Source organism: Pseudomonas sp. TWR1-1-3 (assembly GCF_049896805.1).
Classification (GTDB): Bacteria; Pseudomonadota; Gammaproteobacteria; order Pseudomonadales; family Pseudomonadaceae; genus Aquipseudomonas; species Aquipseudomonas bubulae.
Genome location: NZ_JAFCUZ010000006.1, coordinates 67,683 through 94,129 on the forward strand (window position 1 = coordinate 67,683; position 26,447 = coordinate 94,129).

19 protein-coding genes, 1 other RNA gene and 2 pseudogenes are annotated in these 26,447 nt (G+C 56.3%); 12 read left to right on the plus strand and 10 right to left on the minus strand.

Going from position 1 to position 26,447, the window contains the following annotated elements; genetic code table 11:
* Positions 1 to 3: 3 nt before the first annotated feature.
* A complete protein-coding gene (locus tag ACP7BE_RS21355) occupies positions 4 to 1,407 on the minus strand; it encodes a sodium-dependent transporter (RefSeq protein WP_095002541.1) in 1,404 nt (467 codons plus the stop codon).
* Positions 1,408 to 1,524: 117 nt separating this feature from the next.
* Here ACP7BE_RS21355 and smpB point away from each other — a divergent pair, with 117 nt between their 5' ends.
* Entirely contained in the window at positions 1,525 to 2,007 is a 483-nt protein-coding gene (gene smpB / locus ACP7BE_RS21360; RefSeq protein WP_048383611.1) for an SsrA-binding protein SmpB, read from the plus strand.
* A 155-nt stretch (positions 2,008 to 2,162) separates the two neighbouring features.
* Here the strand turns inward: smpB and ACP7BE_RS21365 are convergent, their stop codons facing one another.
* Positions 2,163 to 2,930, minus strand: a complete 768-nt coding sequence (locus ACP7BE_RS21365) for a GntR family transcriptional regulator (RefSeq protein ID WP_016783458.1) — start codon at positions 2,928 to 2,930, stop codon at positions 2,163 to 2,165.
* A 261-nt stretch (positions 2,931 to 3,191) separates the two neighbouring features.
* Here ACP7BE_RS21365 and ACP7BE_RS21370 point away from each other — a divergent pair, with 261 nt between their 5' ends.
* The 8 genes and pseudogenes from ACP7BE_RS21370 to ACP7BE_RS21405 all read left to right on the plus strand — a co-directional run.
* Positions 3,192 to 4,886 (plus strand): lactate permease LctP family transporter, encoded by a 1,695-nt coding sequence (locus ACP7BE_RS21370; protein ID WP_095020679.1) that lies wholly within the window; start codon positions 3,192 to 3,194, stop codon positions 4,884 to 4,886.
* A 113-nt stretch (positions 4,887 to 4,999) separates the two neighbouring features.
* Positions 5,000 to 5,824, plus strand: coding sequence for a (Fe-S)-binding protein (locus ACP7BE_RS21375; protein WP_138738796.1), 825 nt, complete (start codon positions 5,000 to 5,002; stop codon positions 5,822 to 5,824).
* The gene (locus tag ACP7BE_RS21380; RefSeq protein ID WP_095002538.1) at positions 5,821 to 7,281 is read left to right on the plus strand and encodes a LutB/LldF family L-lactate oxidation iron-sulfur protein; all 1,461 of its coding nucleotides are present in this window, start codon (positions 5,821 to 5,823) and stop codon (positions 7,279 to 7,281) included. The genes ACP7BE_RS21375 and ACP7BE_RS21380 overlap by 4 nt, the downstream gene beginning before the upstream one ends.
* Positions 7,278 to 7,949, plus strand: coding sequence for a LutC/YkgG family protein (locus tag ACP7BE_RS21385; RefSeq protein ID WP_095020676.1), 672 nt, complete (start codon positions 7,278 to 7,280; stop codon positions 7,947 to 7,949). Before ACP7BE_RS21380 ends, ACP7BE_RS21385 begins: the two co-directional genes overlap by 4 nt.
* Entirely contained in the window at positions 7,946 to 10,753 is a 2,808-nt protein-coding gene (locus ACP7BE_RS21390) for an FAD-binding and (Fe-S)-binding domain-containing protein (protein ID WP_426107155.1), read from the plus strand. Before ACP7BE_RS21385 ends, ACP7BE_RS21390 begins: the two co-directional genes overlap by 4 nt.
* Positions 10,754 to 11,015: 262 nt before the next feature.
* Positions 11,016 to 11,297, plus strand: a complete 282-nt coding sequence (locus ACP7BE_RS21395) for a hypothetical protein (protein ID WP_095002535.1) — start codon at positions 11,016 to 11,018, stop codon at positions 11,295 to 11,297.
* A gap of 73 nt (positions 11,298 to 11,370) precedes the next feature.
* Positions 11,371 to 11,762: a transfer-messenger RNA gene (gene ssrA, locus ACP7BE_RS21400) on the plus strand.
* A 169-nt stretch (positions 11,763 to 11,931) separates the two neighbouring features.
* Positions 11,932 to 12,117: pseudogene (locus ACP7BE_RS21405) on the plus strand (hypothetical protein); the annotation flags it as partial.
* On the opposite strand, the pseudogene ACP7BE_RS21410 reads toward ACP7BE_RS21405, so the two are convergent.
* Both ACP7BE_RS21410 and ACP7BE_RS21415 read right to left on the minus strand, forming a co-directional pair.
* Positions 12,087 to 13,282, minus strand: a pseudogene (locus ACP7BE_RS21410) (IS3 family transposase). The pseudogenes ACP7BE_RS21405 and ACP7BE_RS21410 overlap by 31 nt on opposite strands.
* Positions 13,283 to 13,341: 59 nt before the next feature.
* Positions 13,342 to 14,985: a DNA cytosine methyltransferase gene (locus tag ACP7BE_RS21415; protein WP_426107157.1), complete on the minus strand. Its 1,644-nt coding sequence runs from the start codon at positions 14,983 to 14,985 to the stop codon at positions 13,342 to 13,344.
* A gap of 284 nt (positions 14,986 to 15,269) precedes the next feature.
* Here ACP7BE_RS21415 and ACP7BE_RS21420 point away from each other — a divergent pair, with 284 nt between their 5' ends.
* Positions 15,270 to 15,728: a very short patch repair endonuclease gene (locus tag ACP7BE_RS21420; RefSeq protein ID WP_426107159.1), complete on the plus strand. Its 459-nt coding sequence runs from the start codon at positions 15,270 to 15,272 to the stop codon at positions 15,726 to 15,728.
* A 54-nt stretch (positions 15,729 to 15,782) separates the two neighbouring features.
* Here the strand turns inward: ACP7BE_RS21420 and ACP7BE_RS21425 are convergent, their stop codons facing one another.
* From ACP7BE_RS21425 to ACP7BE_RS21445, 5 genes are read right to left on the minus strand one after another with little or no spacing between them, the layout of a single operon-like run.
* Positions 15,783 to 16,697, minus strand: a complete 915-nt coding sequence (locus ACP7BE_RS21425; protein ID WP_426107161.1) for a PD-(D/E)XK motif protein — start codon at positions 16,695 to 16,697, stop codon at positions 15,783 to 15,785.
* Positions 16,690 to 17,388, minus strand: a complete 699-nt coding sequence (locus tag ACP7BE_RS21430) for a hypothetical protein (RefSeq protein WP_426107163.1) — start codon at positions 17,386 to 17,388, stop codon at positions 16,690 to 16,692. Before ACP7BE_RS21430 ends, ACP7BE_RS21425 begins: the two co-directional genes overlap by 8 nt.
* A complete protein-coding gene (locus ACP7BE_RS21435) occupies positions 17,385 to 18,344 on the minus strand; it encodes a hypothetical protein (RefSeq protein WP_426107165.1) in 960 nt (319 codons plus the stop codon). The genes ACP7BE_RS21430 and ACP7BE_RS21435 overlap by 4 nt, the downstream gene beginning before the upstream one ends.
* Positions 18,341 to 20,386, minus strand: coding sequence for a hypothetical protein (locus tag ACP7BE_RS21440; protein ID WP_426107167.1), 2,046 nt, complete (start codon positions 20,384 to 20,386; stop codon positions 18,341 to 18,343). The genes ACP7BE_RS21435 and ACP7BE_RS21440 overlap by 4 nt, the downstream gene beginning before the upstream one ends.
* Before the next feature lie 3 nt (positions 20,387 to 20,389).
* Positions 20,390 to 23,218 (minus strand): Z1 domain-containing protein, encoded by a 2,829-nt coding sequence (locus ACP7BE_RS21445; protein WP_426107169.1) that lies wholly within the window; start codon positions 23,216 to 23,218, stop codon positions 20,390 to 20,392.
* Between the two features lie 122 nt (positions 23,219 to 23,340).
* Between ACP7BE_RS21445 and ACP7BE_RS21450 the strand changes: the two genes are divergently transcribed.
* On the plus strand, positions 23,341 to 23,970 hold the full coding sequence (locus tag ACP7BE_RS21450; protein WP_426107171.1) for a TIGR04141 family sporadically distributed protein: 630 nt from the start codon (positions 23,341 to 23,343) through the stop codon (positions 23,968 to 23,970).
* A gap of 635 nt (positions 23,971 to 24,605) precedes the next feature.
* Positions 24,606 to 25,061 (plus strand): nuclear transport factor 2 family protein, encoded by a 456-nt coding sequence (locus ACP7BE_RS21455; protein WP_426107173.1) that lies wholly within the window; start codon positions 24,606 to 24,608, stop codon positions 25,059 to 25,061.
* Positions 25,062 to 25,074: 13 nt separating this feature from the next.
* On the opposite strand, the gene ACP7BE_RS21460 is transcribed toward ACP7BE_RS21455, so the two are convergent.
* Positions 25,075 to 26,277, minus strand: a complete 1,203-nt coding sequence (locus ACP7BE_RS21460; protein WP_426107175.1) for an NAD(P)/FAD-dependent oxidoreductase — start codon at positions 26,275 to 26,277, stop codon at positions 25,075 to 25,077.
* Positions 26,278 to 26,447 lie beyond the last annotated feature (170 nt).

Consider the following 26,447-nt stretch of genomic DNA (forward strand, 5'->3'; position numbering starts at 1 on the left):
GCGTTACTTCCACAGCTGGGCGGCAAACACAATCAGAATGCCGAGTGGCGCCACATAGCGCATCAAAAAAAGAGTCAGGGCGAACATCACCGGGCTGCGCATCGACAATTCGTCACGAACCGCGCCGCGCCCCATGATCCAGCCTGCAAAGACCACAAAACACAGGCCGCCCAAGGGCAACATGATACGCGAGGTGAAGAAATCGACGACACCAAAGAAGTCCAGACCGCTGGCCGCGCCCCATTGATAGAGATGAAAACCGGAATCTTCGTTCACGAAAAACTTCGCCTGTTTCCAGATATTGAACGAAAACACCGTGCCCAGGCCAACAAACCAGCAACTGAAAGCCAGCCAGAAAGTGACCCACAAGCGCCGCACCCTGGTGCGTTCCACCAGGTAGGCCACCATTGGCTCAAGCAACGAAATGGCCGAACTCCAGGCAGCGACTGCCACCAGCACAAAAAACACCACGCCCATCAACTGACCAAAGGCCACGTTACCGAAGGCAAACGGCAAGGTCACGAACATCAGGCCCGGGCCTTCACCAGGGTTGAGCCCCGACGCAAATACAATTGGAAACAATGCCAGCCCGGCGAGCAATGAGACAAAAGTGTCGATCAGCGCCACCCCGACTACGGTGCCCGAGATCGATGCATTCTTGGGCATGTATGCGCCATAAATCATGATCGACCCCACGCCCACGCTCAGGGAAAAGAACGCATGGCCCATCGCGGCCAGCAACCCGTCGAGTACGCGATCGGGGTTGAAGTCGAACATGAAATGTACGCCCTGCATAAAGTGCCCGGTGGTCATGCTGTAACCCAGCAGTACCAGCAGAAGCACAAACAGCAGCGGCATCATGATCCGCAAACTGCGCTCAAGCCCCGCCACCACCCCCTTGGCGATCACATACGCAGACAGCAACATAAACCCGGTATGCCAAAAAGTGAGGCGCCAGGGATTGGAAATCACATCACCAAAGTACTGGCCGACCTGATCGGCCGTCGCCCCCTGAAAATCGCCCTTGCCCATATTGATGATGTAATCCAGCGACCAGCCGCCCACCACACTATAGAAAGACAAAATCAGCAGCGCCGTGATCATCCCGGCAAAAGCCCCCCACGACCAACGCCCCGAGTGCCCCGCCTCGACCGCCAACACCTTCAAGGCATTCGCCGGACTCAGCCGGGCACGCCGCCCGATCAGGGTTTCAGCCAGCATCACCGGCACACCGATCAGCGCGATACAGGCCAAAAACACCAACACAAACGCGCCGCCGCCATAGACGCCAACCATGTAAGGGAATTTCCAGATACTGCCCAAACCCACGGCAGAACCGGTCGCAGCGAAAATAAAGACCCAACGGCTTGCCCAACTGCCGTGGACAGAAACCTTGTCTGTCGACATCGTTACTACGCCCAACCACTAAAAAAAGAGGGCGCATTGTCCGGGAATCACCCTACGTGCTCAAGCACGCAGGTGCCCGTAGCCGACACGCTCGCAACTGCCTATAATGCTGCCCCTATGGCTAAACAGAAGAAACACCCAACAGGGACCATCGCGCAGAATAAAAAGGCGCGACACGATTACTTCATCGAACATCGGTTCGAGGCTGGTCTGGTCCTGGCCGGCTGGGAAGTAAAAAGTCTGCGTGCAGGCAAGGCACAGCTGGTCGACAGCTACGTGCTACTCAAGGATGGTGAAGCATGGTTGCTCGGCAGCCATATCGCGCCTCTGACGACAGCCAGCACGCACGTTATTGCCGACCCAACGCGCAGCCGCAAACTGCTGCTTAACCAGCGCGAGCTGGAAAAGCTGTTTGCCTCGGTGCAGCAGAAGGGTTACGCCTGCGTCTGCCTCTCGCTTTACTGGAGCAAGCACTTGATCAAGTGCGAAATTGCCCTGGGTAAAGGCAAGAAGGAATACGACAAGCGTCATACCGAGCGTGAGCGCGATTCCGATCGCGAGCTGCAACGTGCGGTGCGCAACAAGGGCAAGGAAGACTAGTTCTTCAGCCCTTGTACTCGTGGGAGCAACTGTCTTGATGCTGCCTCAGCTCTTGTGGGAGCGGGCTTGCTCGCGATGGAATCGACTTGGTATACCTGAATACCGAGTTGCATGAATCGCGAGCAAGCCCGCTCCCACAGGGTTTGCATCAACAATTACAAGCCATTGCGCCGCTCGGCCCGCGCCATGCGCTGAACTTCCTGACGCACTTCTTCCAGCACTTCCTGCACATACACCAGGTGACGGCTCGCCACTTCCCGGGCGTCTTCCGCCCTGCCCTCGATAATCGCCAGATACAACTCGCGATGCTGACTGATCAGCATGTCGCGCGTTTCACTGCGCTGCTTGTACATGCCACCAATATTGGTCACCACGTTGCGCTTGAGCAGGTCGAATAACCCGCGAATCGTATGCAGCAACACCGCGTTATGGCTCGCTTCGGCAATGGCCAGGTGGAAGTTGGCATCGGCCTCCCCCTCTTCTGCGCGACTGACTTCATCCACCCGTGCATAACAGTCCTGCAACCGTTCAAAAGCCAGCCGCAGCCGCTCACGGTCCATCTCGGTGGCACGCGATGCCGCGTAAAAAGCGCACGAAGCCTCAAGCGTATGACGGAACTCAAGCAGATCGCGCTGCGCTTCAGGGTTGCTTTCCAACAGTTGCAACAAAGGATCACTAAAGGTCGAGCCCAAGGATGTCGCCACATAATTGCCGCCACCCTGGCGACTGACCAGCAGCCCCTTGGCCGACAATTTCTGGATCGCCTCCCGCAACGAAGGGCGCGACACCCCAAACTGCTCCGCCAGCGCACGTTCGGCAGGCAAGCGCTCACCTGACTTCAACGTGCCCTCGAGGATCATGCCCTCGAGCTGCTCGACAATATCGTCCGACAAACGGCGCTGCCGGATCTGATCAAACCCCATAACTGCTCTCCACCCTCCCGACCACGCGCCGGGGGCCGCTATTCTCGCCGATTGGCGCCACGCATACACCCATCAGAAACACCGCTAAAAACCCCATCAGATGCCCGGACAACGAACACCCCGACGAAAGTTTGTGAGGCGGCAAATTGACACATGCCTCATAAGGCTTTTAACCTAGCCAACAGTGATTGTAAATTGGTAATACCAATATACCAAACACAGTCTGCAGCATCGACCAATAACAATTAGGGGCCACCCCATATGCAAACCTGGCAACAGCTCTACAGCCCGCTCGGCAGCCTCGGCCTGTCCGCTCTCGCGGCCGTCGTCCCGATCGTATTCTTCTTCCTCGCCTTGGCCGTGTTCCGTCTCAAAGGTCACGTCGCCGGCAGCATCACCCTTGCCCTATCGATTCTGGTGGCCATCTTTGCCTTCCAGATGCCTGTCGATATGGCCTTCGCAGCAGCGGGCTACGGATTTGCCTATGGCCTGTGGCCAATTGCCTGGATCATCGTTGCCGCGGTGTTCCTCTACAAACTGACCGTCAAAAGCGGCCAGTTCGAAATCATCCGCAGCTCCGTGTTGTCGATCACCGACGACCAGCGTCTGCAAGTACTGCTGATTGGCTTCTGCTTTGGTGCTTTCCTTGAGGGTGCAGCCGGTTTCGGTGCGCCGGTAGCAATTACAGCAGCACTGCTTGTAGGCCTGGGTTTTAACCCGCTGTACGCCGCTGGCCTGTGCCTGATCGCCAACACAGCCCCGGTCGCGTTTGGCGCCCTGGGTATCCCGATCATCGTGGCGGGTCAGGTCACCGGTATCGACGCGTTCAAGATCGGCGCCATGGCCGGTCGCCAGTTGCCACTGCTGTCGCTGTTCGTGCCGTTCTGGCTGGTATTCATGATGGACGGCCTGCGCGGCGTGCGTGAAACCTGGCCCGCAGCCCTGGTGGCCGGTTTGAGCTTCGCCATCACCCAGTACTACACCTCCAACTACATTGGCCCGGAACTGCCGGACATCACCTCGGCCCTGGCCAGCCTGGTCAGCCTGACCCTGTTTCTGAAAGTCTGGCAGCCAAAACGTAGCGCAGGTGCACGAATTGCTGGCGTTAGCTCTGACGTAATTGTTACCGCGAGCGCAGGTGGTTTCGGTAAACCGACCAACCTGATGGCTTCGCCTTACAGCCTGATGCAGATTCTGAAAGCCTGGTCACCGTTCCTGATCCTTACCGTGCTGGTCACCATCTGGACCCTCAAACCGTTCAAGGCGATGTTCTCTGCCGGCGGCTCGATGTACGGCTGGGTGTTCAACTTCGCGATCCCGCACCTTGACCAACTGGTGATCAAGACCGCCCCTATCGTCAACGCGCCGACCGCGATTGCCGCCGTGTTCAAACTTGATCCGATTTCGGCCACCGGCACGGCGATTTTCTTCTCGGCACTGATCTCGATGCTGATCCTGAAGATCGACATCAAGACTGGTCTGACCACTTTAAAAGAAACCTTCTACGAACTGCGCTGGCCGATTCTTTCCATCGGTATGGTGCTGGCCTTTGCCTTTGTCACCAACTACTCGGGCATGTCCTCGACCATGGCCCTGGTACTGGCAGGTACTGGCGCCGCGTTCCCGTTCTTCTCGCCGTTCCTCGGTTGGCTGGGCGTGTTCCTGACCGGCTCCGACACCTCGTCCAACGCCCTGTTCAGCTCGTTGCAGGCCACCACCGCGCACCAGATCGGCGTCAGTGACACCCTGATGGTGGCTGCCAATACCAGTGGCGGCGTGACCGGCAAGATGATTTCCCCGCAATCGATCGCTGTCGCCTGTGCGGCGACCGGCCTGGTGGGCAAAGAATCGGACCTGTTCCGCTTCACCCTCAAGCACAGTCTGTTTTTCGCCACCATCGTCGGCCTGATCACCCTGGCCCAGGCCTACTGGTTCACCGGCATGCTGGTTCACTGATAAGCGCTATGGTTACTGCACGTTAATGTCGCCGGGGCACAGCCCCGGCGACAGTAATTCACGACCCGGTCCACCTCGGTGGACACATAACCGGGACCACCCGGAGACGCCTGATGAGCGAGCTTTTTTACAACGCCGTGCCGAATGCGACCCGTGTCGCCCCGCCCTTGCCTGTACCCCGCCAATACCCCGCGCAAAAACCGCGCAAGGTCTACCTGTTCGGCACCTGCGTGGTCGATCTGTTCTTCCCCGAAGCCGGGATGGACGCCATCCACCTGATCGAACGCGAAGGTATCGACGTCGATTATCCCCAAGGCCAGAGCTGCTGTGGTCAACCGGCATACACCTCGGGTTACACCGAGCAGGCCCGGGAAGTTGCCCGTGCGCAACTGGCCCTGTTCGCCGAAGACTACCCGGTCGTCGTGCCTTCCGGCTCCTGCGCCGGCATGCTGCGCGAACACTATGAAGACCTGTTCAAGGACGAGCCCGACACCCTGAAAAAGGTTCACGCCCTGGCTGAACGCACCTTTGAACTCACCGAATTTTTGCTGTTTGTGTGCAAGGTCCAGTTCAAGGACCACGGCGCCCCGGTCAAGGTCGCACTGCACACCTCCTGCTCGGCACGTCGCGAAATGAACACCCACCTGCACGGCCGCGAAATGCTCGCGCAACTGGGCAATGTGGAGCGCATCGACCACAGCCACGAAAGTGAATGCTGCGGTTTTGGCGGGACCTTCAGCGTACGCATGCCGGATATTTCCGGCGCCATGGTCGCTGACAAAACCCGCTCCCTGATTGATACCGGCGCCCATCAAGTACTCACCGCCGATTGCGGCTGCCTGATGAACATCAACGGCTCCCTGGAAAAACAGAAGGAATCACTGCGCGGCCAGCATCTGGCCAGCTTCCTGTGGCAGCGCACCGGAGGTGGCCAATGAGCGCCAGCACCCTGATCCCTACCGTCGCGGTCGAAGAAGACTTCCGCGAGCGCGCCCACGAAGCCCTGGGTGACAAGCAACTGCGCAACAACTTCCGCAGTGCGATGGATTCTCTGATGACCAAGCGCGCTGTTGCCTTCAGCGACGCCCATGAGCGCGAGCACTTGCGCGCTCTGGGCAACGCCATCCGCGCCCGCGCCCTGTCCAAGTTGCCTGACCTGCTGGAACGACTGGAAGCCAACCTGACCCGTAATGGCGTGCAGGTTCATTGGGCTGAAACCGTCGACGAAGCCAATCAAATCGTCATGTCCATCGCCCGCCGGCGCGCCGCCAAACAGGTGATCAAAGGCAAGTCGATGGTCAGCGAAGAGATGGAGATGAACCACGTACTCGGCGCCCAGGGCATTGAATGCCTTGAGTCCGACATGGGCGAATATATTGTTCAACTCGACAACGAAAAACCCTCCCACATCATCATGCCCGCGATCCATAAGAACGCCGGGCAAGTGGCCGACCTGTTTCACGAAAAACTCGGCGTGGAATACACCAAGGACGTGGATCAACTGATCCAGATCGGCCGCCGCGTACTGCGCCAGAAATTCTTTGAAGCGGACATCGGCGTGTCTGGCGTCAACTTTGCCGTTGCTGAAACCGGCACCCTGCTGCTGGTGGAAAACGAAGGCAACGGGCGTATGTCGACCACGGTGCCGCCTGTGCATATTGCCGTTACCGGCATCGAGAAAGTGGTCGAGAACCTGCGCGACGTTGTACCGCTGGTGTCCCTGCTGACCCGCTCGGCCCTTGGCCAGCCCATCACCACCTACGTCAATATGATTTCCGGCCCACGCAAACCCGGCGAGCTGGACGGCCCTGAAGAAGTGCACCTGGTGCTGCTCGATAACGGTCGCAGCCAGGCGTTTGCCGACAGCGAATTGCGCCAGACACTGAACTGCATTCGCTGCGGTGCCTGCATGAACCACTGCCCGGTTTACACCCGCATTGGCGGTCATGCCTACGGTGAGGTGTATCCCGGCCCGATTGGCGCAATCATCACGCCACATATGGTGGGCTTGAACAAAGTCCCGGATCACCCGAGCGCCTCATCGCTGTGCGGTGCCTGTGGCGAAGTGTGCCCGGTAAAAATCCCGATCCCGGCCCTGCTGCGGCGCCTGCGTGAAGAAAACGTCAAAGCCCCCGATACCGTACCGCGCATCATGCGTGGTCAGGGCAGCAAGTATTCGCGTAAAGAGCGCCTGATCTGGAATATGTGGGCCAAGCTCAACAGCTCACCCGCGCTTTACCGCACCTTCCTGAAAGCCGCTACCCGTCTGCGCGCCCTGACGCCGAGCAAGGTAGGCCCGTGGACGCAAAACCACAGCGCGCCCAAACCCGCCGCCCGTTCGCTGCACGATATGGCCCGCGAGCATCTGGCGAAAAAGTCGGGAGAAACACGATGAGCGCCAAGCAAAACATCCTCAATAAACTGCGTAAAAGCCTGACGGGCACCACACCGGTGCCTGACAATTTTGACGAAGTGCTGGTCACAGAGCCCTGGACCTACACCCCGGAGCAACGTATCCCGCAACTGCGCAAGCTGATGGAAGCGGTCCACACTGAAATCCACCTCAGTACCGAGCAAGGTTGGCCTGCATTGCTCGCGCAATTGGTCACCGACCGTCAGTTGCCAAGCCTGCTGATCGCACCGACTACAGCGCACGGGCAAAAGGTCAGCGAACACTGGGCACAAAACCCCGGGTTGCCAGCACTTAAAGCCTACGACCGTCCGGTAGAAGCGTGGAAAGCCGAACTGTTCAACGATACACCGGCCAGCTTCACCACCACCCTGGGGGCAATTGCTGCCACCGGCAGCCTGATCATGTGGCCAACCCCGGAAGAACCACGGCTGATGAGCCTGGTGCCGCCGGTGCATTTCGCCCTGCTCAAGGCCAGCGAAATCCGCGACAACTTTTATCAGGTGCAGCGTGAAATGAACTGGACCGCCGGCATGCCGACCAATGCGTTACTGGTGTCCGGCCCGTCGAAAACCGCCGATATCGAGCAAGTGCTGGCCTACGGCGCCCACGGTCCCAAAGACCTGATCGTGCTGATTCTGGAGGATGCATGAGCCTGCCCGCCGCCTTTGTGCGTGATGCCGAGCGACTGATCCCCCAGGACCGCCGTTTTACCGATGCGCTGTCGACCCTGGCGTTCGGCACCGATGCGAGCTTTTACCGACTGATCCCCAAGCTGGTGATTCGCGTCGAGTCCGAAGATGAAGTGGTGGAGCTGCTGCGCCTGGCCCGTCGCGACCAGGTATCGGTGACCTTTCGCGCAGCGGGCACCAGCCTCTCTGGCCAGGCCATCAGCGACTCGGTGCTGATCGTGCTCGGCGACAACTGGAACGGCAAGGAAATCCGCGGCCAGGGCAGGCAAATCCGCCTGCAACCGGGAGTGATCGGTGCCCAGGCCAACGCCTGGCTGGCCCCGTTCGGACGCAAGATCGGCCCAGACCCGGCATCGATCAACGCCTGCAAAATTGGCGGCATCGTCGCCAATAATGCCAGCGGCATGTGTTGCGGCACCGCGCAAAACACCTACCACACCCTGGCGGGCCTGCGCGTAGTGCTGGCCGACGGTACCCGGGTCGACACCGAAGATGCCGCCAACATCGCCGCCTTTCGCCAAAGCCACGGGCCATTGCTCGAGCAGTTGGGGACGTTGGCTCGCGAAACCCGCGCCAACGCTGAACTGGCTGCAAAAATCCGCCACAAATACCGTCTGAAAAACACCACAGGCCTGTCCCTTAATGCCCTGGTGGATTTCGACGACCCGCTGGATATCCTCAGCCACCTGCTGGTGGGCAGCGAAGGTACCCTGGGCTTTATCAGCGCGGTGACCTACGACACCGTGATCGACCACCCGAACAAGGCTTCGGCGCTGATCGTGTTCCCGGATGTCGAGACCTGCTGCAACGCCGTCACCGTGCTTAAAAGCCAGCCCGTGTCTGCCGTGGAACTGCTCGACCGTCGCAGCCTGCGTTCGGTGCAGGACAAACCCGGCATGCCGGCTTTCGTACAACAATTGTCGGCCAATGCCTGCGCGCTATTGATCGAGTCCCGCGCAGCATCCCAGACCTTGCTGCACGAACAACTGGCGCAAATCATGGCCTCGCTGGTCGATTTCCCGGTTGAAAAACAGGTCGACTTCACCGAAGACCCTAAAGAAAACGCCAAGCTGTGGGCGATCCGCAAAGACACCTTCCCGGCCGTCGGGGCGGTGCGCAAAACCGGCACCACGGTGATCATCGAAGACGTGACCTTCCCCGTTGAACAACTGGCCATCGGCGTCAACCGCCTGATCGAGCTGTTCGACAAGCACCACTACGACGAAGCGATCCTGTTTGGCCATGCGCTGGAGGGCAACCTGCACTTCGTCTTTACCCAGGGTTTCAACAACCCCGAGGAAGTGGCGCGCTACCAGGCCTTTATGGATGACGTGGCGCAACTGGTGGCCGTGGAATTTGGCGGTTCGCTCAAGGCCGAGCACGGCACCGGGCGCAATATGGCGCCCTTTGTTGAGCTGGAATGGGGCAGCGACGCCTACCAGTTGATGTGGACGCTCAAGCGTTTGCTCGACCCGCAGGGCATTCTCAACCCCGACGTGGTGCTTAGCGAAGACCCGCATATCCACCTCAAACACCTCAAGCCGATGCCTGCGGCGGACGAGATTGTGGATAAGTGCATCGAGTGCGGTTTTTGCGAACCGGTGTGCCCGTCCAAGGGACTGACCCTGAGTCCACGCCAGCGGATTGTGATCTGGCGCGATATCCAGGCCAGGAAACGCGCCGGCATCGACACCACGGAGCTGGAAAAAGCCTACGCCTATCAAGGCATTGATACCTGCGCAGCGACCGGTTTATGCGCGCAACGCTGCCCGGTGGGCATCAATACCGGCGAACTGGTGAAAAAACTCCGGGCACGCAGCGCTGACAGTGTGAAAACGGCTGACTGGCTGGCCAGTCACTTCACCACAGCACTGCAGGGGGCACGTTTTACCCTGCACGTGGCCAATGGTGCGCGCATGCTGCTGGGGGCGCCGCGACTGGCAAAACTCTCATCGGCCCTGAGCAAGGCCAGCAAAGGCCGCGTGCCCTTGTGGACCAACGCCATGCCCCAGCCGGAGCGGGCGATTCGTTTTACCCCGCCGGTCAAGGATGCCCGCCCGCGGGTGGTGTACCTGGCGGCTTGCGTGTCGCGGGTCATGGGCCCGGCGGCAGGAGACAAAGAACAAATGTCGTTGCTGGACAAAACCCGCGGCCTGCTGGAAAAAGCCGGTTACCAGGTGGTGTTCCCCGACAATATGGACAGCCTGTGCTGCGGCCAGCCGTTTGCGTCGAAAGGTTACAACGAACAAGCCGAACACAAGCGCCAGGAACTGATCGGCGCACTGCTGCATGCCAGCCGTGGCGGGCTTGACCCGATCTACTGCGACACCAGCCCCTGCACCCTGCGCCTGGTGCAGGACCTGGGGGAAAGTCGCCTCGACCTGTACGACCCGGTACGCTTTATCCGCACCCACCTTGTGGACAAGTTGACCTTTACCCCGCAAACCGCACCGATTGCCGTGCATGTCACCTGCAGCACCCAGCACCTGGGCGAAAGCCAGGCCCTGATCGATATTGCGCGGCTGTGCAGCACCGACGTGGTGATCCCCGAGGGTATCCATTGCTGCGGCTTTGCCGGTGACAAAGGCTTTACCACCCCGGAGCTGAACGCCCACTCACTGCGCACTTTGAAAGACGCGGTGCAATATTGCAGCGAAGGGATCTCCACCAGCCGAACCTGTGAGATTGGCTTGAGCCAGCATGGCGGGATCGACTATCACGGCCTGGTGTACCTGGTAGACCGCGTCACCAGCGCCCAGGCCTGAAAATGTGGGAGCGGGCTTGCTCGCGACAGGATCGCTGCGGTGTGACCCATACACCGCGTCGATGCCATCGCGAGCAAGCCCGCTCCCACCAAATCAAATATTCGCTCTACTTTCGGGCACAAAAAAAACCAGAAATTAATGGCCTGACCCAGGCAGAACTCCCGAGCGTGGCTATAGTCAATTGGCTTAAGGCCCCAATGTTTGGGGCATAAAACCGAGCCTGGAAACACCGGGCCTACCCTGTGCACAAGGAGTTTTCCCCATGAAGCGTACCGCTCTTGCTGGTCTGTTTATATCCGCAGTGATGTTGGCCTCCCCGGTGTTTGCGGCAGACGACCTTTGCCAGATCAACCTGCAAAAGATCAACGACGCCGTAGCCAGCTCTGGCGAAATCAGCTCCGACTTACAAGACAACATCGACAGCACCGTCGCCCAGGCCAAGGAAGAACAATCCAAAGGCACCAAAGAAGGCACTCAGGCCTGCGTTTCACTGACCACCCAGGTGCTCCAGGACATTGCCAACAACAACAAAGGTGGTGAGTAACCCCTTTGGGTTGGCCTTCTGCGTCAGAAAGGCGTAGACTCCGCTAGCTTGCTGGTTATACACAGCAGGCATCGGGGCCGTTTAGGATTCGACGCCGGTTGCGAAACTCTAGGTGCATGCCGAGTTGGTAACAGAACTCGTAAATCCACTGTTGCAACTACTTATAGTTGCCAATGACGAAACCTACGAGGGTCAAGCTCTCGCAGCGTAAGCTGCCTTAGCCATCCTCCTGGTACCTTCGGGTCCAGCAATCACTAGGGGATGCCTGTAAACCTGAAGTGATTGTCATATAGAACAGGATCGCCGTGCAGTACGTTGTGGACGAATCGGCTAAAACTTACACAACTCGCCCAAAGCACCCTGCCCTTCGGGTCGCTGAGGGTTAACTTAATAGAAACGGCTAAGCATGTAGTACCGACAGCGGAGTACTGGCGGACGGGGGTTCAAATCCCCCCGGCTCCACCACTTCAACAAAAAAAGACGTCCTCGGACGTCTTTTTTTGTGCCTAGGATTCAATAAATACCGGGCTTTCAGCGCTTTTTGGGGGTTTAGAAGATTTATGGAGTTCCAGACACTTTGGTGTCCCAAGCGGTATCCCGGACTACCAAATGTTATTTTCAGGATACTAAAACGGTGCTGGAGATAGCCCAATGCCTACCTAACACAACCCGCGTCTCCGATCGCCAACTCAAGGCAGTCAAGGCAACTGGTACAGACTCCGTCCTCAGCGACGGTGATGGCTTGCAGCTTCGAGTACGCGCCAGCGGCTCGATGATGTGGAATTTCAATTACCCCGAGCCATTGACCATAAGCCGTTGTAGCGGCCAACTAATCCCGGACACGACGTTAAGTTTTTCGCGGCCTGAGCGAGCCTTAGCCCGCCATTGAATTAATGAGGCCGTATCCAGTTGTAGCGATGCATCAAATAATGGCTGATGTCCCGTTGCGCGTGCTGAACCAACATATAACCCACTGAAGGTGTCCACTCGGTTTTCAGGCTGCGAAATACACGCTCCATCGGCGAGTTGTCGTAGCAATCGCCCCGGCGACTCATGCTTTGGCTAATGCGGTACCGCCATAGACGCTGGTGAAAGTGGCGACTTCCACATTGCGACCCATGGTCCGAATGAAACAGTAACCCTTGAGGTTTCCCGCGTTGCTCGTAAGCCATATCCAGAGCCTTAGTCATCAAGTCATCGGGATCCCTGACAACGTCCAACCCACTATCCGGCGAGCGTAGAGATCCATCACCACGGCCAGGTAGTGCCATTTCCCTTGCGCCCAGATGTAGGTGATATCACCGCACCAAACCTTATTTGGCTCGGGAACATCGAACTCACGATTAAGTGTATTTAGAATGTCAGGTCGCGCAACCGTTGCTTTTTTTGTAGGCATGCGAGCCCGGCCGCTTACTAATCAACCCCAGTTCCCGCATCAAGTCACGCACCTTGAAACGGCCGATCTGCTCGCCATCTTCCTGCATCATCAACACATTACTGCGGCGGGCAGTTGCGCTTCGGCTTTAGGTGAACAGTTCGTTAACGCTACTGCGCAAACGAATGCGCTCTAGGTTCGGAGTCAATCTTCTGATGAGATGAGCGTAATAAGTCAAACGGGTGACTTCGAACACCTCGCACAAGCTTTCAATGGGTTCGTGGGCGCTTAGCTGATGGATCAGCGCGAACCCTCGAGATCTTCCGACATCAAGAGCACGGTAGCCTTTTTTAGTATCGTTTTCTCATGTTCAAGACGGGCGATTCGGGCTTCCAACTCCTGGATCTTTTGCTGCTCAGGGGTCAGCGCATTGCTCTTCGGAGTGACGCCTGTGCGCTCCTGCAGAAGCTGGTTAACCCAGCGGCGCAGGGTCGATTCGCCAACTCCGAGCGAGCGACTAGCTTAAATGAAACTGTAATTCTGCTTAAGTACGAGGTCAGCAGCCTCGCGTTTTAATTCAGCGGAAAAAAACACGACGTTGTTTGGTCATCTGACACCTCGATATGGCGAGAATTTTCGCCTAAATGGGTGTCAGGAATCATTAGACCACTACATATCTTGACGTTCGGCAACCCGCCGACACACGACGTCATAAACAATTTCCGCGATTTTGTTTGCCAATAAGGGCGGTACCGCATTGCCCACTTGGTGATACTGCTGGGTTCGATTCCCTTCGAAGTAATAGTTATCTGGAAAGGTCTGAAGCCGCGCGGCCTCGCGAACGGTCAAGCTACGACATTGCGCAGGGTCGTAGTGAATAAAGTAGTGGCCATCCTTCGAGATATGGCTGGTGATCGTCGTTGCCGGAAGCTCTGCGAGCTGCACCCTGAAGCGGTCACTGAATTTACCGCTCTCCCAGTTCTTGTGAGCGGGAGCAAGGCCAGGCAGTGAAAATTGTTGATGACCCTTTGGCGAGTACTTGTTGTGCTCAGCAAAGGTGCTTGCAAACGCGTATCGCCGCAGGTCGGACTGCATATGTCCGCGAGCATCGTGGCTCATCCAGTATTTGATATCGGCGTCTTGGTACCAGGTATCAAGTGTAGGTATACCCGTGTTGCCTAGTCCTTGCTCCTTAGGCACTCTATGACCGCCAGAACTCTGAGGAGCATTGAAAAGTGCTTGACGAGTAGCTCGCAGAGGCGCAATCAGCTTACCTTCTTCCATTTCCGCGTGACGCAGTAAATCGTCTACTTCGTCGGTAACCGCTCGGTACCAGTCTTCTTGAGAGTCCGAACGCCGCGACAGTTTGCTTCTAAGCTTGGGCAAACCTCCGATGGCTTGTCTGACCGATACCGGGTCGGCTGTTTTCAGGAGGTCATGGAATGGGGTATTACCGTGCTCGTCGAGCGCTATTCCCAGAAGAATGACTCGATGGCGAGCTTGTGGAATCCCGTATTTTTCTGCTTCGATGATAAAAGACTTCGGGTTTACCCTCCCGATGCAGTCAGCAGAGCTGATCGACTCTTCGGAAACCAGAGAACAGATCTTATATTTCTGCCCGCCCTCTACATGATCCAATGCTTGGGTAGGGTCTACTAGATCTCTAAGAATCTGCGCAAAAATCCCTTCACCCCCAACCTTGGAAGACAATATCCCTTTGACATTTTCCATGACAAAAACAGTAGGGCGATAATCCTTGATGATGCGCAGATAATCTTTATACAGAAAATGCCGATGATCATTCTCAGCGACGTAGCCCTGTTTGCCTTGATTTCTAGCCCGACCAACGATTGAATACGCTTGGCATGGAGGGCCGCCTATGAGGACCCAGGGACGCCCATCTTTGTTCAATCTTGCGTCGATGAGTTCATTTAGCTCAGAGTCGCCCTCCTGCGATCCTAGGGTGATCTGCCGTGCTTCCTCATCGGCTCGGATCCAGAAATCTCTCGTTTCAGCAGTGCTAGGCTCTGCGGCCTCACCATTGCAATACCGGTAGTAGTCCTGAAGCCCTTTGGGATACTCGCGCTTGAGCAAGCGGTAGAAGGCACGCAGTTTAAGTGTCTTCCTGGCTACAGGGTCCATTTCGGCGGAAACGATGATATCGAATCTATTGCCATCACCGGAGGATGAGAAACCCTCACCCAGTCCGCCAGGGCCAGCGAAAAGGTCAACGATCTGGATAGCGCCCTCAACTGCAACAGCTGGCTCGGCGGTCGCCCTCGGCGGGAAAAGAGTGTTCTGGTATTGAGTCATGGGCTCATCAGTCAAAAAAACAGGAATGGCAACAGCGTAGTTAGCCGAGCAGCAATACTTTACCAGGATTGGCCCACCAGCGCAGCTTTAGCCGCGCTCACGACGATTGCTAACTAACAGTTTCTCGGCGGAAATGACAATCTCGAATTATGGTCCATACCAGCAAAATCGTTGCCCCCTCCGCGCCCACCGAGAAAACGAACGATTTATATAGGCCTCGGGAGCGCTAGCGCAGTTCAAAGGTAGTAACTTCAGCAAGAGCAGGCACATCTGGAGGGTGATCGGTGGACGTAGTCAGCAAAGAAGTCAGGTCTCGGATGATGGCCGGCATTCGCGGCAGCAATACAATCCCGGAGATGAAGGTTCGAAAGCTGCTGCACAGTCATGGCTTCAGGTATCGATTGCACCCACGACAGCTTCCGGGTCGCCCCGACGTGGTGTTACCTCGCTACCGCCTCTGCTTATTCATTCATGGCTGCTTCTGGCACAGGCACCCCGGATGCCGGTACGCGACCAATCCCAAGTCTCGAGAAGATTTCTGGCGCACAAAATTAGAGCAGAACGTGAAGCGAGATCTAAGAAACAGGGACCAACTGCTGCAACAGGGTTGGCGCGTCTTCGAACTCTGGGAGTGCGGAATCCGCAGGCCGGAAGCAGAGATCCAATGGCTTCTGGAGGCCGTGCCGGATTGCGATCAACGTTATATTTCCTGGCCCGCTTTCCAAACAGAGCCGTCAAGCTGACTAGGCCGGTAATTCTGAACCTCCATCGAACCGTTACGCAACCTGAGTCAATCTCTATAGCAGTTTGGACTTTAGACCAGAAAGATCAACGCTGTATTCAAACTGGACAACGCCTGCGGGCAATACTCCCCCCCTGAAGCTTGCAGGCGTTATCCGGGGAAAACTGTCATCAACCGAATAGGACAGTGCCTCGAGCAAGTTGTATGTCTCTTTTCGCGCCGAACATCCTGCCTCCATGCCGAGGCGCTGTAATGCTCCTTCCAGCACGGCGGCATCGATGCCGAGAGCAACGAGACGATCGCAAACGAGATCAATCGACAGACCTTCATCGACCGGCTCAAATCTGAAGTGAATCAGTTGTAGCGGCTTACCCGATGAGGCGGCCAACTGGAACTGCCCGGAAATGTTGATCACGCTCCCGTAACGGCTGATCGTCGACTTGACTTCGTAGTCGGTCGTTGGAGTTCTAATGTCAACTACGCCACCGAAAGGGCCGCTCCACTCATAGGAGCCCCCTCCTATAACCAGCGTCTCCAGAGCCAGCAGTTCAGCGAGCACGTCATAGCCATGCTTGTCGACCAGCGCATTCCCCAGCAGGTGCCGCCACCTTTCCCACCAAACAAGAGGATCAGCCAGCAACGCTTGCCGTACCGCGATGCCGGACTCGACGCTGACCATATGCTCACAGATCACCCCGAACTCATTGCGGAGCCATTCAATGGACGACTCCAAGCGCAGGAAGCATCTCTGCTGTCCCGCGATCACCCGCTCCACTGTCCGGAGCCTGGCGCCGGCGAACCCTTCCGAGATTTCCTGGGGGGCGGGGCACTCAACCGCAACGCCGAACCTATCGCCTTCACGAAATACCCACGCCGGGCAGGCTGCCGGCATCGCCTTGATGGGCAACATACGCCCGCTCTGGTCAAGGTTGGCAAAGCCTCCCTGAATCTCTTTCAACAAGTCAGTCATGATCGCTATTAATACCAATGAGTGCGCATCCTACATCGGCAAACAGTCCATCGACGTAGCCGAACAAACCGCCTTCACAGAAAACGGGCTCCTTGAGCACGATCTGCGCCGTATTGAGCTTCATGATTGCCCTGAACTGATCCTGGGAGGGTTTACGCAGCCATCGCATACCGAAAATCAAGCGCGTCAGATCAATCCTGAAACCACCCTTACCTGGGCGCTCAACCAGTTGTACGACCGTATCGGTAGTCACGCTCTCCAACACCTTTCGAGTGTTTTCCTCGGTGCCTTGCCAAGTCAGGTGAACGGTCCACCACAACGCCCTTAACCAGATGCGGCTTCGTCCTTTCCAGTAACGCACGGGTGGTGCGCTGTCCCAACGACTTTTCACTAGATCAGGCAGTACACGCAGGGATAAATATCGCCACCAGCCGTCATCAGCTGCGGTGCGAATGTCCATACCAGCCTCTCCCAAGACCTGGTACAGGGCGAGGCCAACTTTCATGTCATAGGCGCCAGGGCCTGAGGTGTTGCTTCTGGCAATGGGGTCATACATCGACACCATGGCAAAGAGTTTGCGGCGCACCTCTTCCATTTCAGGACTGGAAGCTTCGTGGAGAAATGAACCACTTTTGACCATCTCATCAAAGTGGCGCTGCGAAAGCTTGAGATTCAGTGTCGGGAAACTCATACCGCGCTCTCCAGTGCCCGAATCCGGCGATCAAGCCAGCATTGGGTGGATATGAACAATTCCGGAAGCGAGGCTGTATTCAGATCACCCATTCGAATGAACGTATGCACTGCATCCGCAATACTCGCAATACCTTCATCGGTATCGAGCGTGTCCTGATATGTATCGAATTGTGCACCCATGTCTTCTTTGACCTGCGCAATGACTAGGGCGAGCCAAGCTGCGAACACTTGGCGCATCAACGGCGACTGCTCGACATTCAAGGCCCGACGGTCGCGCAACTGCTCAAAATGCGGGTGGGCATTATTGAGTACCAAAGCGACATAGTCGCTTGAGAATGGCTCATCCTGCGGATCGCTCCAACAAGCTTTCAATTCCCATAGTGGACCGTCTGCGCCAAGGGACTCCTCCACCACTGGGAAAAGGGAGCCGTCACCGTCGATGATGATTTCGATCGGTTGTGCCAAAGTACCCAGTCGCGCACCTGGGTGATGCGCAAATCCGGGAACGAACCTTGCTTTGGATTGGCCTAGAAACGCCTGAACAGATAGAAAACCGCTCCCTCTGACGGTCCCGGGCTCCAGTTCGATGTTGAGCATCACACCGCTGCCTGCTTCTTCGTGACGCAGGCCATGAACGGGCCCAAGTGTTCGCCAGCAGGAGTCTGCCGATGCCCATTCCAGTGCCAGCAACACTTCAGCGTCGCTGTTCGCCACACCCTCGGGACCGAAGATGGCTTCCAGAAGCGGAGCACGCTCGATCAAGGATTGAACCAACAAGGGATGTTCGGCCGGACTCCAGTCACTGTCCTTGCCCAAAGCGTATTGATTACCACTCACCTCCGTCGCCCCCGGATCAAGCCCATCATGTGACCGGAAAACAAAGAGCACTTCTGAATCGCTTGCGCCGCCGAGTGGCGCATTCAGCATTCGATATAGCGGTAACCGAGTACTCACTGTGCAGCTCCATTGGAATCCGAAATCCGCACACCGACCACCGGCCGCAACAACTTGCCACTAGGTTCATTAATCCTGACGTGAAGCTCCCCCTCCAGCACTAGCCCCGGTTGAGCAAACGTAGTATCGACCGTGAGCCTGACACAGGTTCCGTCGGCCCTGTCTGTGCACTTTGCAGAAAGGGTCGCACAGCTGATGCGGGGTGATTCCAGTCGAAACGGAAACGTGCCGAGCCCGTTCACAATCCATGCCTCTAAGGAGATCGGCCCGGATTCGGAATCCACGGAAACGATGATTTCTCTGGGTATGTCTGGCTGCACCAGTCCCCACCTCAAGCTCCATTTCATGACGATGGCGGATGCCGCATGCTTGACTTCGGTTATCTCCAGTTCAGGCGAAGCCACCGCGCCTTTTCTGGAGCCTTGGCCGATGGGCGGAGGCGGCGCCGCTTTGCCAAACCGCCCATCTCCGCCAAATCCTCTGCTGGGCAACACGAGTTCGGCCAGTTTACGTGACATACGCATCGAAGGTTTGACGGTTACGCTGGGCTGGGACGGCACGCCGAAATCCTTCAGGATTCGGCCACACTGGCCACGAATCTTTTCAACCACTCGCCCTCCGTTCACGTCCACCCACGAGGCATGGTCCGCACGCTCGCAGCTTCTTAGATAACCTTCAAGATTTTGTATGCTCGAGCGTAACCCTCGAGCTGCGGATGGCAGGAGCACCTGTGCCGAATCTGGAACAAAAAGCGCCACCACGTGTCGGCCGTCTGCAAAACCGGAAAACCCACCGGCCCAGCCTCGCGAATCGATACTGTCTTCCCAACAGATGTTCATTCCAGGTGAACGCATAAATGTTACTATCGGTCGATGGGGAGCGCCGCTGCCTGGCTTGGAGAAGATGCAGGTTTCCGGGCTGAGGGCGTTGTCTGGGGCCTCCATCTGCAATTGACGTGAGGTCAACGCCACGCCAAGCAGCCAGCCCGCGTGACCGGATGCCACGAACTCACCTCGCAACTGGATAGCTTTGCAAAGCACCTCGTCGCTCTTGATACCTCTGGCTGTCAGATAATCAGCCTCTTCAGGTGCCTCTCCTATTGCACGGTTATACAAGCACTGACTGGTCCGGAATATCGGCAACATATCCGCGCTGACTATCTCCATACCGTTAACTGAAGCACTCAAGTATCTACCACTGGCGAAGTAAGGGTTATCCAAGCGCGCACTGAACCAGCGCTGAATCGCAACATTTAAGTAATCTTCGTAACCGCTGTGCCACCACGGTGCCGGACCGTCATCATGGTCGAAGACTGGTAGCAGGTTTTCTTTAAGCAATGGGATGATGATTGCCGTGCCGGTTGTTTTACCGCTGAACGGCTGGGCACCCAATGCCTTCAGTATATTGCGGATGTGCTCCGGCGCCGTGATTGCTTGCAGTCGATCATTCTCCCCCCACCAAGCAATGCCGGTTTGTGTAGTTACCTGCAAGCGGTCGACACGGTTTTCATCTTCGACCAGTGAAGCCACCAGCCGCTCTTCATATCCTTCGGAGGTCTCGATCCGGCTGTAGTATATGACGAGGCCTGCCCCCATGCGGAAGTAACAGGTCTTGCCCAATCCCCACGAACCGCCCGCACTATCATCAGTGCGAGTCCGGCCGATTTCGAACACGAGCTTCAGGAAATTGCCATGTTGACCATTGGCTAACACGCTGTCGAAGTTCATCGGCCCGGTCAGCCCCTCGGTACCTGAGTCGCGGATCTCAAGCAACATTGGCGTACGTGGATAGCGTTTCCCGAGCATCTGCAGGTTCAGCCCTTCACTGAAGATGGAGGCGATAGCCTCCAGCGAATGCTCGCGGATATGGAAATCCACTGAAACCGGCAGTTCCTGATTATCTTTGCGCCCTGCGTCGAGCGCATTCTGAACGGATTCGCGTACCAGCAAGTCCAGCAATGGTGTTTCTTCATTCTGCAGCGCGCGAAGCAGGAACGCACCGGACTCCTGCATAGGCTGCAATGGGAGGCTGTAATACTTCATGTATCAGATCGCGCCTACCGTTTCTTCAAGATTATTTTCCGATGGCACGAAGGTCTCCGGAATATTGACTGTCACGTGAGTGACATAGCTTTTCTGCTTGCCTTGCGAACCCGGCAGATAAAGGCTGATACCTACGATGTGAGCTTTGGCATTGAGCGATTGCCTCTCTCGGCGCGGCGCAGGCGCGACCTTTGTAGAAGGCTCATAGGGGCTGTCTTTGTCGATGAGATAGATCAGCAGTTGAGGTACTGTTCCGACACCACCTTTGTCGCGTTCCTCTGCCACTTGGAAATTACTAGAACCCGGCTTCGGAAGACCAACTTCTTGAAGAGCATAGGCATCCGCCAGCAGGTCCTTCGGATCTCGCAGCGTACCAATGGACACACCATCATCCGAACGCTTATCGGCGAAGCGGCTACGGTTGATCCGGCCAATAGTCTCGCCGGAAATCTCCCAGCTGTTTTCCGGTTTCGGTGTGTTGCCCGCCACCACGACATTCCACTTCATATAGCCAGCGTCTATGTTGTGCTCAGCGAGCCATGTCAAAAAAGCTGGCATGTCGGAGAAGAACTGATTACCGGGATGAAACGAGAGGTCCGCAAGATATTGGACTACCTGACCGACGTCGACATTACGCCAGACAAGGCTATTGGCCCCCTTCAATTCGGTTTTTCTGAGGTCGGTACCTGCCGAGCTCAGAAATTTCTCTGTACACAACAAATTATTATTGAGCACCGCAGCAGCATCATCGCCGTCATGAAAAACGGTTGTTTGCCGATTGATTCCCGAAAAGTCGAATTTTGCCTTGATCGCGCGCTGCATCTTGTTCGCACCTGTCGGGCGAAGCCATGCGAGCCGAGCATGGACACGGACCCGAGGCCCGAACTCTTCAGGCTTGGCACCGGCATGCATGAAGCGCTGTAGATCGTCACGAAGTTCCTCTTCCGCGACAGTCATGAACTCGTACTTTTCTCTCGTATCATCGGACATCCACAGGCGAGGCAACAGTTCATAGCCTCTGCGGTAACCAAACCAGCGCCCCATCTGCATCAGGGAATCTGCCTGCCCCGAGCCACGCAGGAAGAATGTGCTGACGAGGTTTTCAATCGTCAGCCCGCGAGAAAGCGTTCCACCGCCGATAACAATAAACGCTGTGCAGTAATTCAGAGCGTGCTCAGCGTCAGGGTAGAATAGCCGCCTGACCTCGTTCTCATCAGTCACGCCGTTGTTGGCACAGTTATCAACACAGATATGGATGCCCTGGTGGTATGTCCGTTGCAAATCCGCATCCAGCTGGATAGCTGTTACCGCATCCAGCAGTGTCCGTACTTCTGCAAAAAAATAGTCAAACGCCGGGAGTTCACGAAGCTCGGAGAGCCGGCCGTAGTCAGGAAAACGGTCGGCAAACTGCGCACCATCGAGTTGTGACGAAACGTTGTTCCACACGGGGCTGAACGTAGCGGCCAACTGATCATCAGCGTACTTCGACCACGCCCGGAGCGCTGCCTGCACCGCTTTGCTCATGTACTCATGATCAAGCTGCCTTGCACTTGTGTGGATCAACATGCTCACAGGCTTTGCAGCGCCGGACAATCGCATCACGGCTACACAGCACAGGTACCAGATCAGGCTTTCTTGCAGCGCGTGAGGCAGTGTCAAGTCGTCCCCTCGGTGAAGGTTACCCACCTGTTCTAGGTCTTTTGTAGAGATTTCACGAACGATTCCAAGCGGCTCTTTATCATGTTCGGCGTAACCGAAAATCTGCACGGGCCCGAAATGTTCGTCCGCCTGAGGCAGCGCTGCAATGAAATCCGAAGGGTAAAGGGTCTCTCCTGGACCTTCATTGAGAAAGTTGGCTGCAGGTGTGGCGGTGAACGCAACATAGTTCACGCATTGCAGAGGCAAACTGATCAATTGGAGGATAAGTTTGTTGATGGCCGTACGCTCAGCCTTCGAAACGTCATTCGAATTGATGCCAGCTTGATCCGCTTCGTCATCAATCACCACGAGCCGCATCTGCGACATGCCCAGCGGGTGCGCTTTGATCCATGCAATGAGATGCTTCAGCCGAGCCGGGTTCTTCAGGCAAACAACAAGGTGGCGGTCTCGTCGGCCAGCGTCGAACTGCATGTCTTGCGCACGGGCACCATAAGGACTGTTCTTCGATGGATGCTCGATCGCCTTCCAGCTGACGTTACCATCATGCTGGAACAGGTCGCCGACCAAACGCTTGTTGGTTTGTACCCGCAAATTCTCGAGGGTTCCGGTGAGCACGACGAACAGGTTCCATCGATAGTCGGCTGCCATGGAAATCAAACCCGCCATGTTGGCCGTCTTTCCGGACTGTACATGCCCGACCACCAGCCCTTTTACAGGCATGCGATCTTGGGTGGTTTGCCGCAGGTGCCGAAGGACGCGCACCGCAGACATTTGAATATTATCGACCGAGGCTTGCTTCCAGCCCTGCGCGATCAGATGTTTTCTGTAAAGTTGCCATGCACTTCGCGCGTCTTGCGGCACTGCCATGCCGGGCTCGGCTTCTTCCGCTCCCACAACAATCAAGGGTCTCGCTGCGGCGACGGATTGCTGCTCGGCCTGTTCCTTGTGCCGAACAATTTTCCTCCAGCATTCAAGTCGATCCTGCGGGCTTTTACCCAGCGAAGGCCAGTCGTCCATTTGCTCCTGCAATAGGAACCAATCGTTGACCTTCTCAATTGACTGCTCCGTCCGGCCGAGTCTGGCGATATCTTCCCAACTCCAGCTTTTCAGGCGCCGACCATCAATGAACGCGCGGCATTTATCGTACGCTGGGTTGGTACTGTAATCAGCCATTAGCATCCCTACGGTATTCGGAAGACAACTCGAAGCAGGAACATCGCCCACATCCAAGTCAGGAGCAAAGATAGTGGCACAAAGCTAGCCACCTTACACCCCTTCGGAGATCCAAAACTACGTTGAAGGGGTCGCTCTTCAATATTCAGGCTTCAACAGCCGCAAGCCTGAATTCACCAAACTTTCGATCGAGGATTACGCCGCCGAGCTTAATCGACTGGGTTGCACACACAATTCAAGAGATAAAAACCTCTCACAAAATTCGCACTGAAAATCTGAAGACAGGCGCTATTGAGCCAGGCTGGAAGGTTTACGAGCGCCTCAATTGGGAAGCCACCCTGCCAACCCCAACGCCTACAAACTACGTATTGTTCGCAGGCAAATGGTACCAAATATCCAAAAAAATCAAAGACCGAGTCGATAAGCACTTTGACAGCATTGAAGACATCATAATCATCGGGCCGACCCACTGCCTAAATGAAGAAGAGCTAATCGTAGATCTGTTAAAAAACCGGTCTGATCTGGTCAAGCTTGATCGTACAAAAATCAATCCGGAAGGCGTTGTCGCCGCCAACCTGGAAACCTGTAATTTTCATTCAAACGATAAATACTTCATTCATCTTAAAGATGGAGAGTCGTCTGGGCCGATCAATCACTTATGGATGCAGGGTGTTGCCAACGCCGAGGCTTTTGTTGCCGACAGCGAGTTTCGCCGAAAGCTGAAGGATACGATCACAGCAACCAAAGGCTGATCTGCCTTCATCGGAGCCCTTCCGGACGGGCGCAAGCGTGAGGTGGATCGGGGCTATTACACAGTTGTTTATGGGATCATGCGTCACAGGTATGTTGACGGCACAATCGCCATCCCGTTTTGCAGTAAAGTCAGTTTAATGGCCGCCAGCCATAGGCTTAGACGCACTGGTTTGAATATCCGTAAGGAAATCATCGAGAAATTGACGCCCAAGCCTCCGGCGAAAAGGGCCACATCAAAAAAGCCTGCAATCAAGGCCAAAAAGCCGATCTCTAGTCCCCATAAGCGCCCTGCTAAACCTTAATCCCTTAACTATTGGTCCTGCTCTCGCCAAAACGGGTGGTAATAGTGAAAGGCATTTTTTGTAGGGCATTCCAAGCAAAAAACAAAAAAGACATTAATTATATAAATCATAATCTTACTTAATAAGTTCAACTTACCCCGGCACAAAAAGACGTCCCAAGACGTCTTTTTTTGTTCCTGAAATTCAATAAACCCACGCAATCCAATGCCATCAAGCCGATATCCCCCACCCCCACCACAAATAGTCCAAACGAACGATGAGCCCCTCCCCCAGTCAGGCCGAGCATCAGCTCAGCGCCAACCCAACCGGCAGACTGAATTAAAGGGGGCATGATGGACATCAAACAATTGCTGCTTGAGCGCGAGCTCAATGCAGTCCTTTCTCGCTATGCACGGGCTTGTGATCAGCGCGACTGGGCTGCCATGGATGATGTGTTCCTCAAGGAAGCGACTGCCGACTATGGCGGTTTGCATCAGCTTCAAGGTCGCGGGCCGATTGTGGCCATGATTCGTGTGCACCTTGAGGGCTGCGGGCCTTCGCAGCACTTGCTCGGTAATCTGTTGGTCGAGTCCAGCGATTCAACGATCGTGAGCCGCATCTATGTCCGCGCAGCCCATCGCGGCGCCGGCAGTATGCAAAGCTTGACCTATGAATCGCTGGCCGAATATCAGGATCGCTGGGTTTCAACATCAGACGGCTGGCGTATTGCCCATCGGCGCATGGATATCAGTCATGAACTGGGGTGCCGCGATATCCTGCGCCCGGCCACTGAAAGCGCGCAGGGTTAAGCCCTCTGATATTTCAGGCAATCGGTATCAATGGGTCCGCTGCCGCCCAGGCTACATCGCGGTCGGCAGCCGGCGGGTAGATCCACACCGTATTGATCTGTGTCTTCAGCGCTTTGCCTTCCTGGCGGGTCAACTTGACCTGGCGATCCCAGCCTTCGGTGTAGACCGCTCCCCAGCCACCCAGGTCCAGGCAGGTAACGTACTTGGGCTGGCTGTAGGCAACCGGGGCCACGCCCAGTATCTGCGCAGCTACGTTATTGCCCGCGTGGCGCCCTAGGACGATGGCGTGCTGGCAGGTCATCAGCGCATGGTTGCCCAGGTCATCCGTGGCGGCATAAGCCACGTCGCCGGTGGCGAAGATGTCTTGCTGACCTTTGACTTGAAGGTGCGCGTCCACATGCAGACGCCCAAGCCCATCACGCTCCCCCGGGATTTGCGCCGTCAGCGAGCTGGCCCGTACACCGGTGGTCCAGATCACTGTTTTCGCTTCGATTCGTTGACCATCACCCAGGGTTACGCCTTGCTCGTCGACGGCTACCACAGACGATTTCAAGCGCCAGGTCACCCCCAGCTCATCGCTGGCTTCGGCGATCGACTGGCTGATTTCGGCGCCCAGTGAAGCCCCGACTTTTTCACCCCGATCAACGATGATCACTTCCATATCTACATGCTCGCCCAGTATGGCGCGCAGACGGGCCGGCATTTCGGTTGCCGTTTCAATGCCGGTGAAGCCTCCGCCCGCCACAACCACCGTGTTGCGACCACGGCTTGGTGGTAGTTCTGCCAGGGATTTGAGGTGGTTTTCCAGGCGTATGGCTTGCTCGATCTGGTCCACGTCGAAGGCATATTGCGCCACACCTTGGGTGTCAGGCAGCGCAAGGCCGCTGCCAGTAGCCAGGACCAGTTTGTCGTAGGGACGAATTTGTCTGGCGCCTGCAGCATCGGTGTAAACCACATGTTTTTGCTGCACGTCGATGGTCTCTGCAGCGCCCTTGATAAAGGTGACACCTACCGCGTCGAGCAGTTCGCCAATGGGCGCGACCAGCCGGTGCGCTTCAGGCTCGTAAAAACGCGGGCGTATGCGCAGCTCGGCCTGGGGGGCCAGCACGGTCACTTCGACTTGGTTGTGGCCGTGAATATCCAACAGCCGCGTTGCACTCAAAGCGGTCCACATGCCACCGAAGCCTGCGCCAATAATCAGAATCTGCTGTTTCATTTTTTATCCCCTGATGAGAAGCCCGAGCAAAGCAACCCCGAATGACGATCACCACCGAACCTCAATAACGGCGACTATGTTAGTCGTAGTTACAGAGAGCAATCTTTATTTGGGGTCCATGCCACTGCTGTCACGCCCAAGGAGCGTTGCTCGCCTGACTGATCACTGCT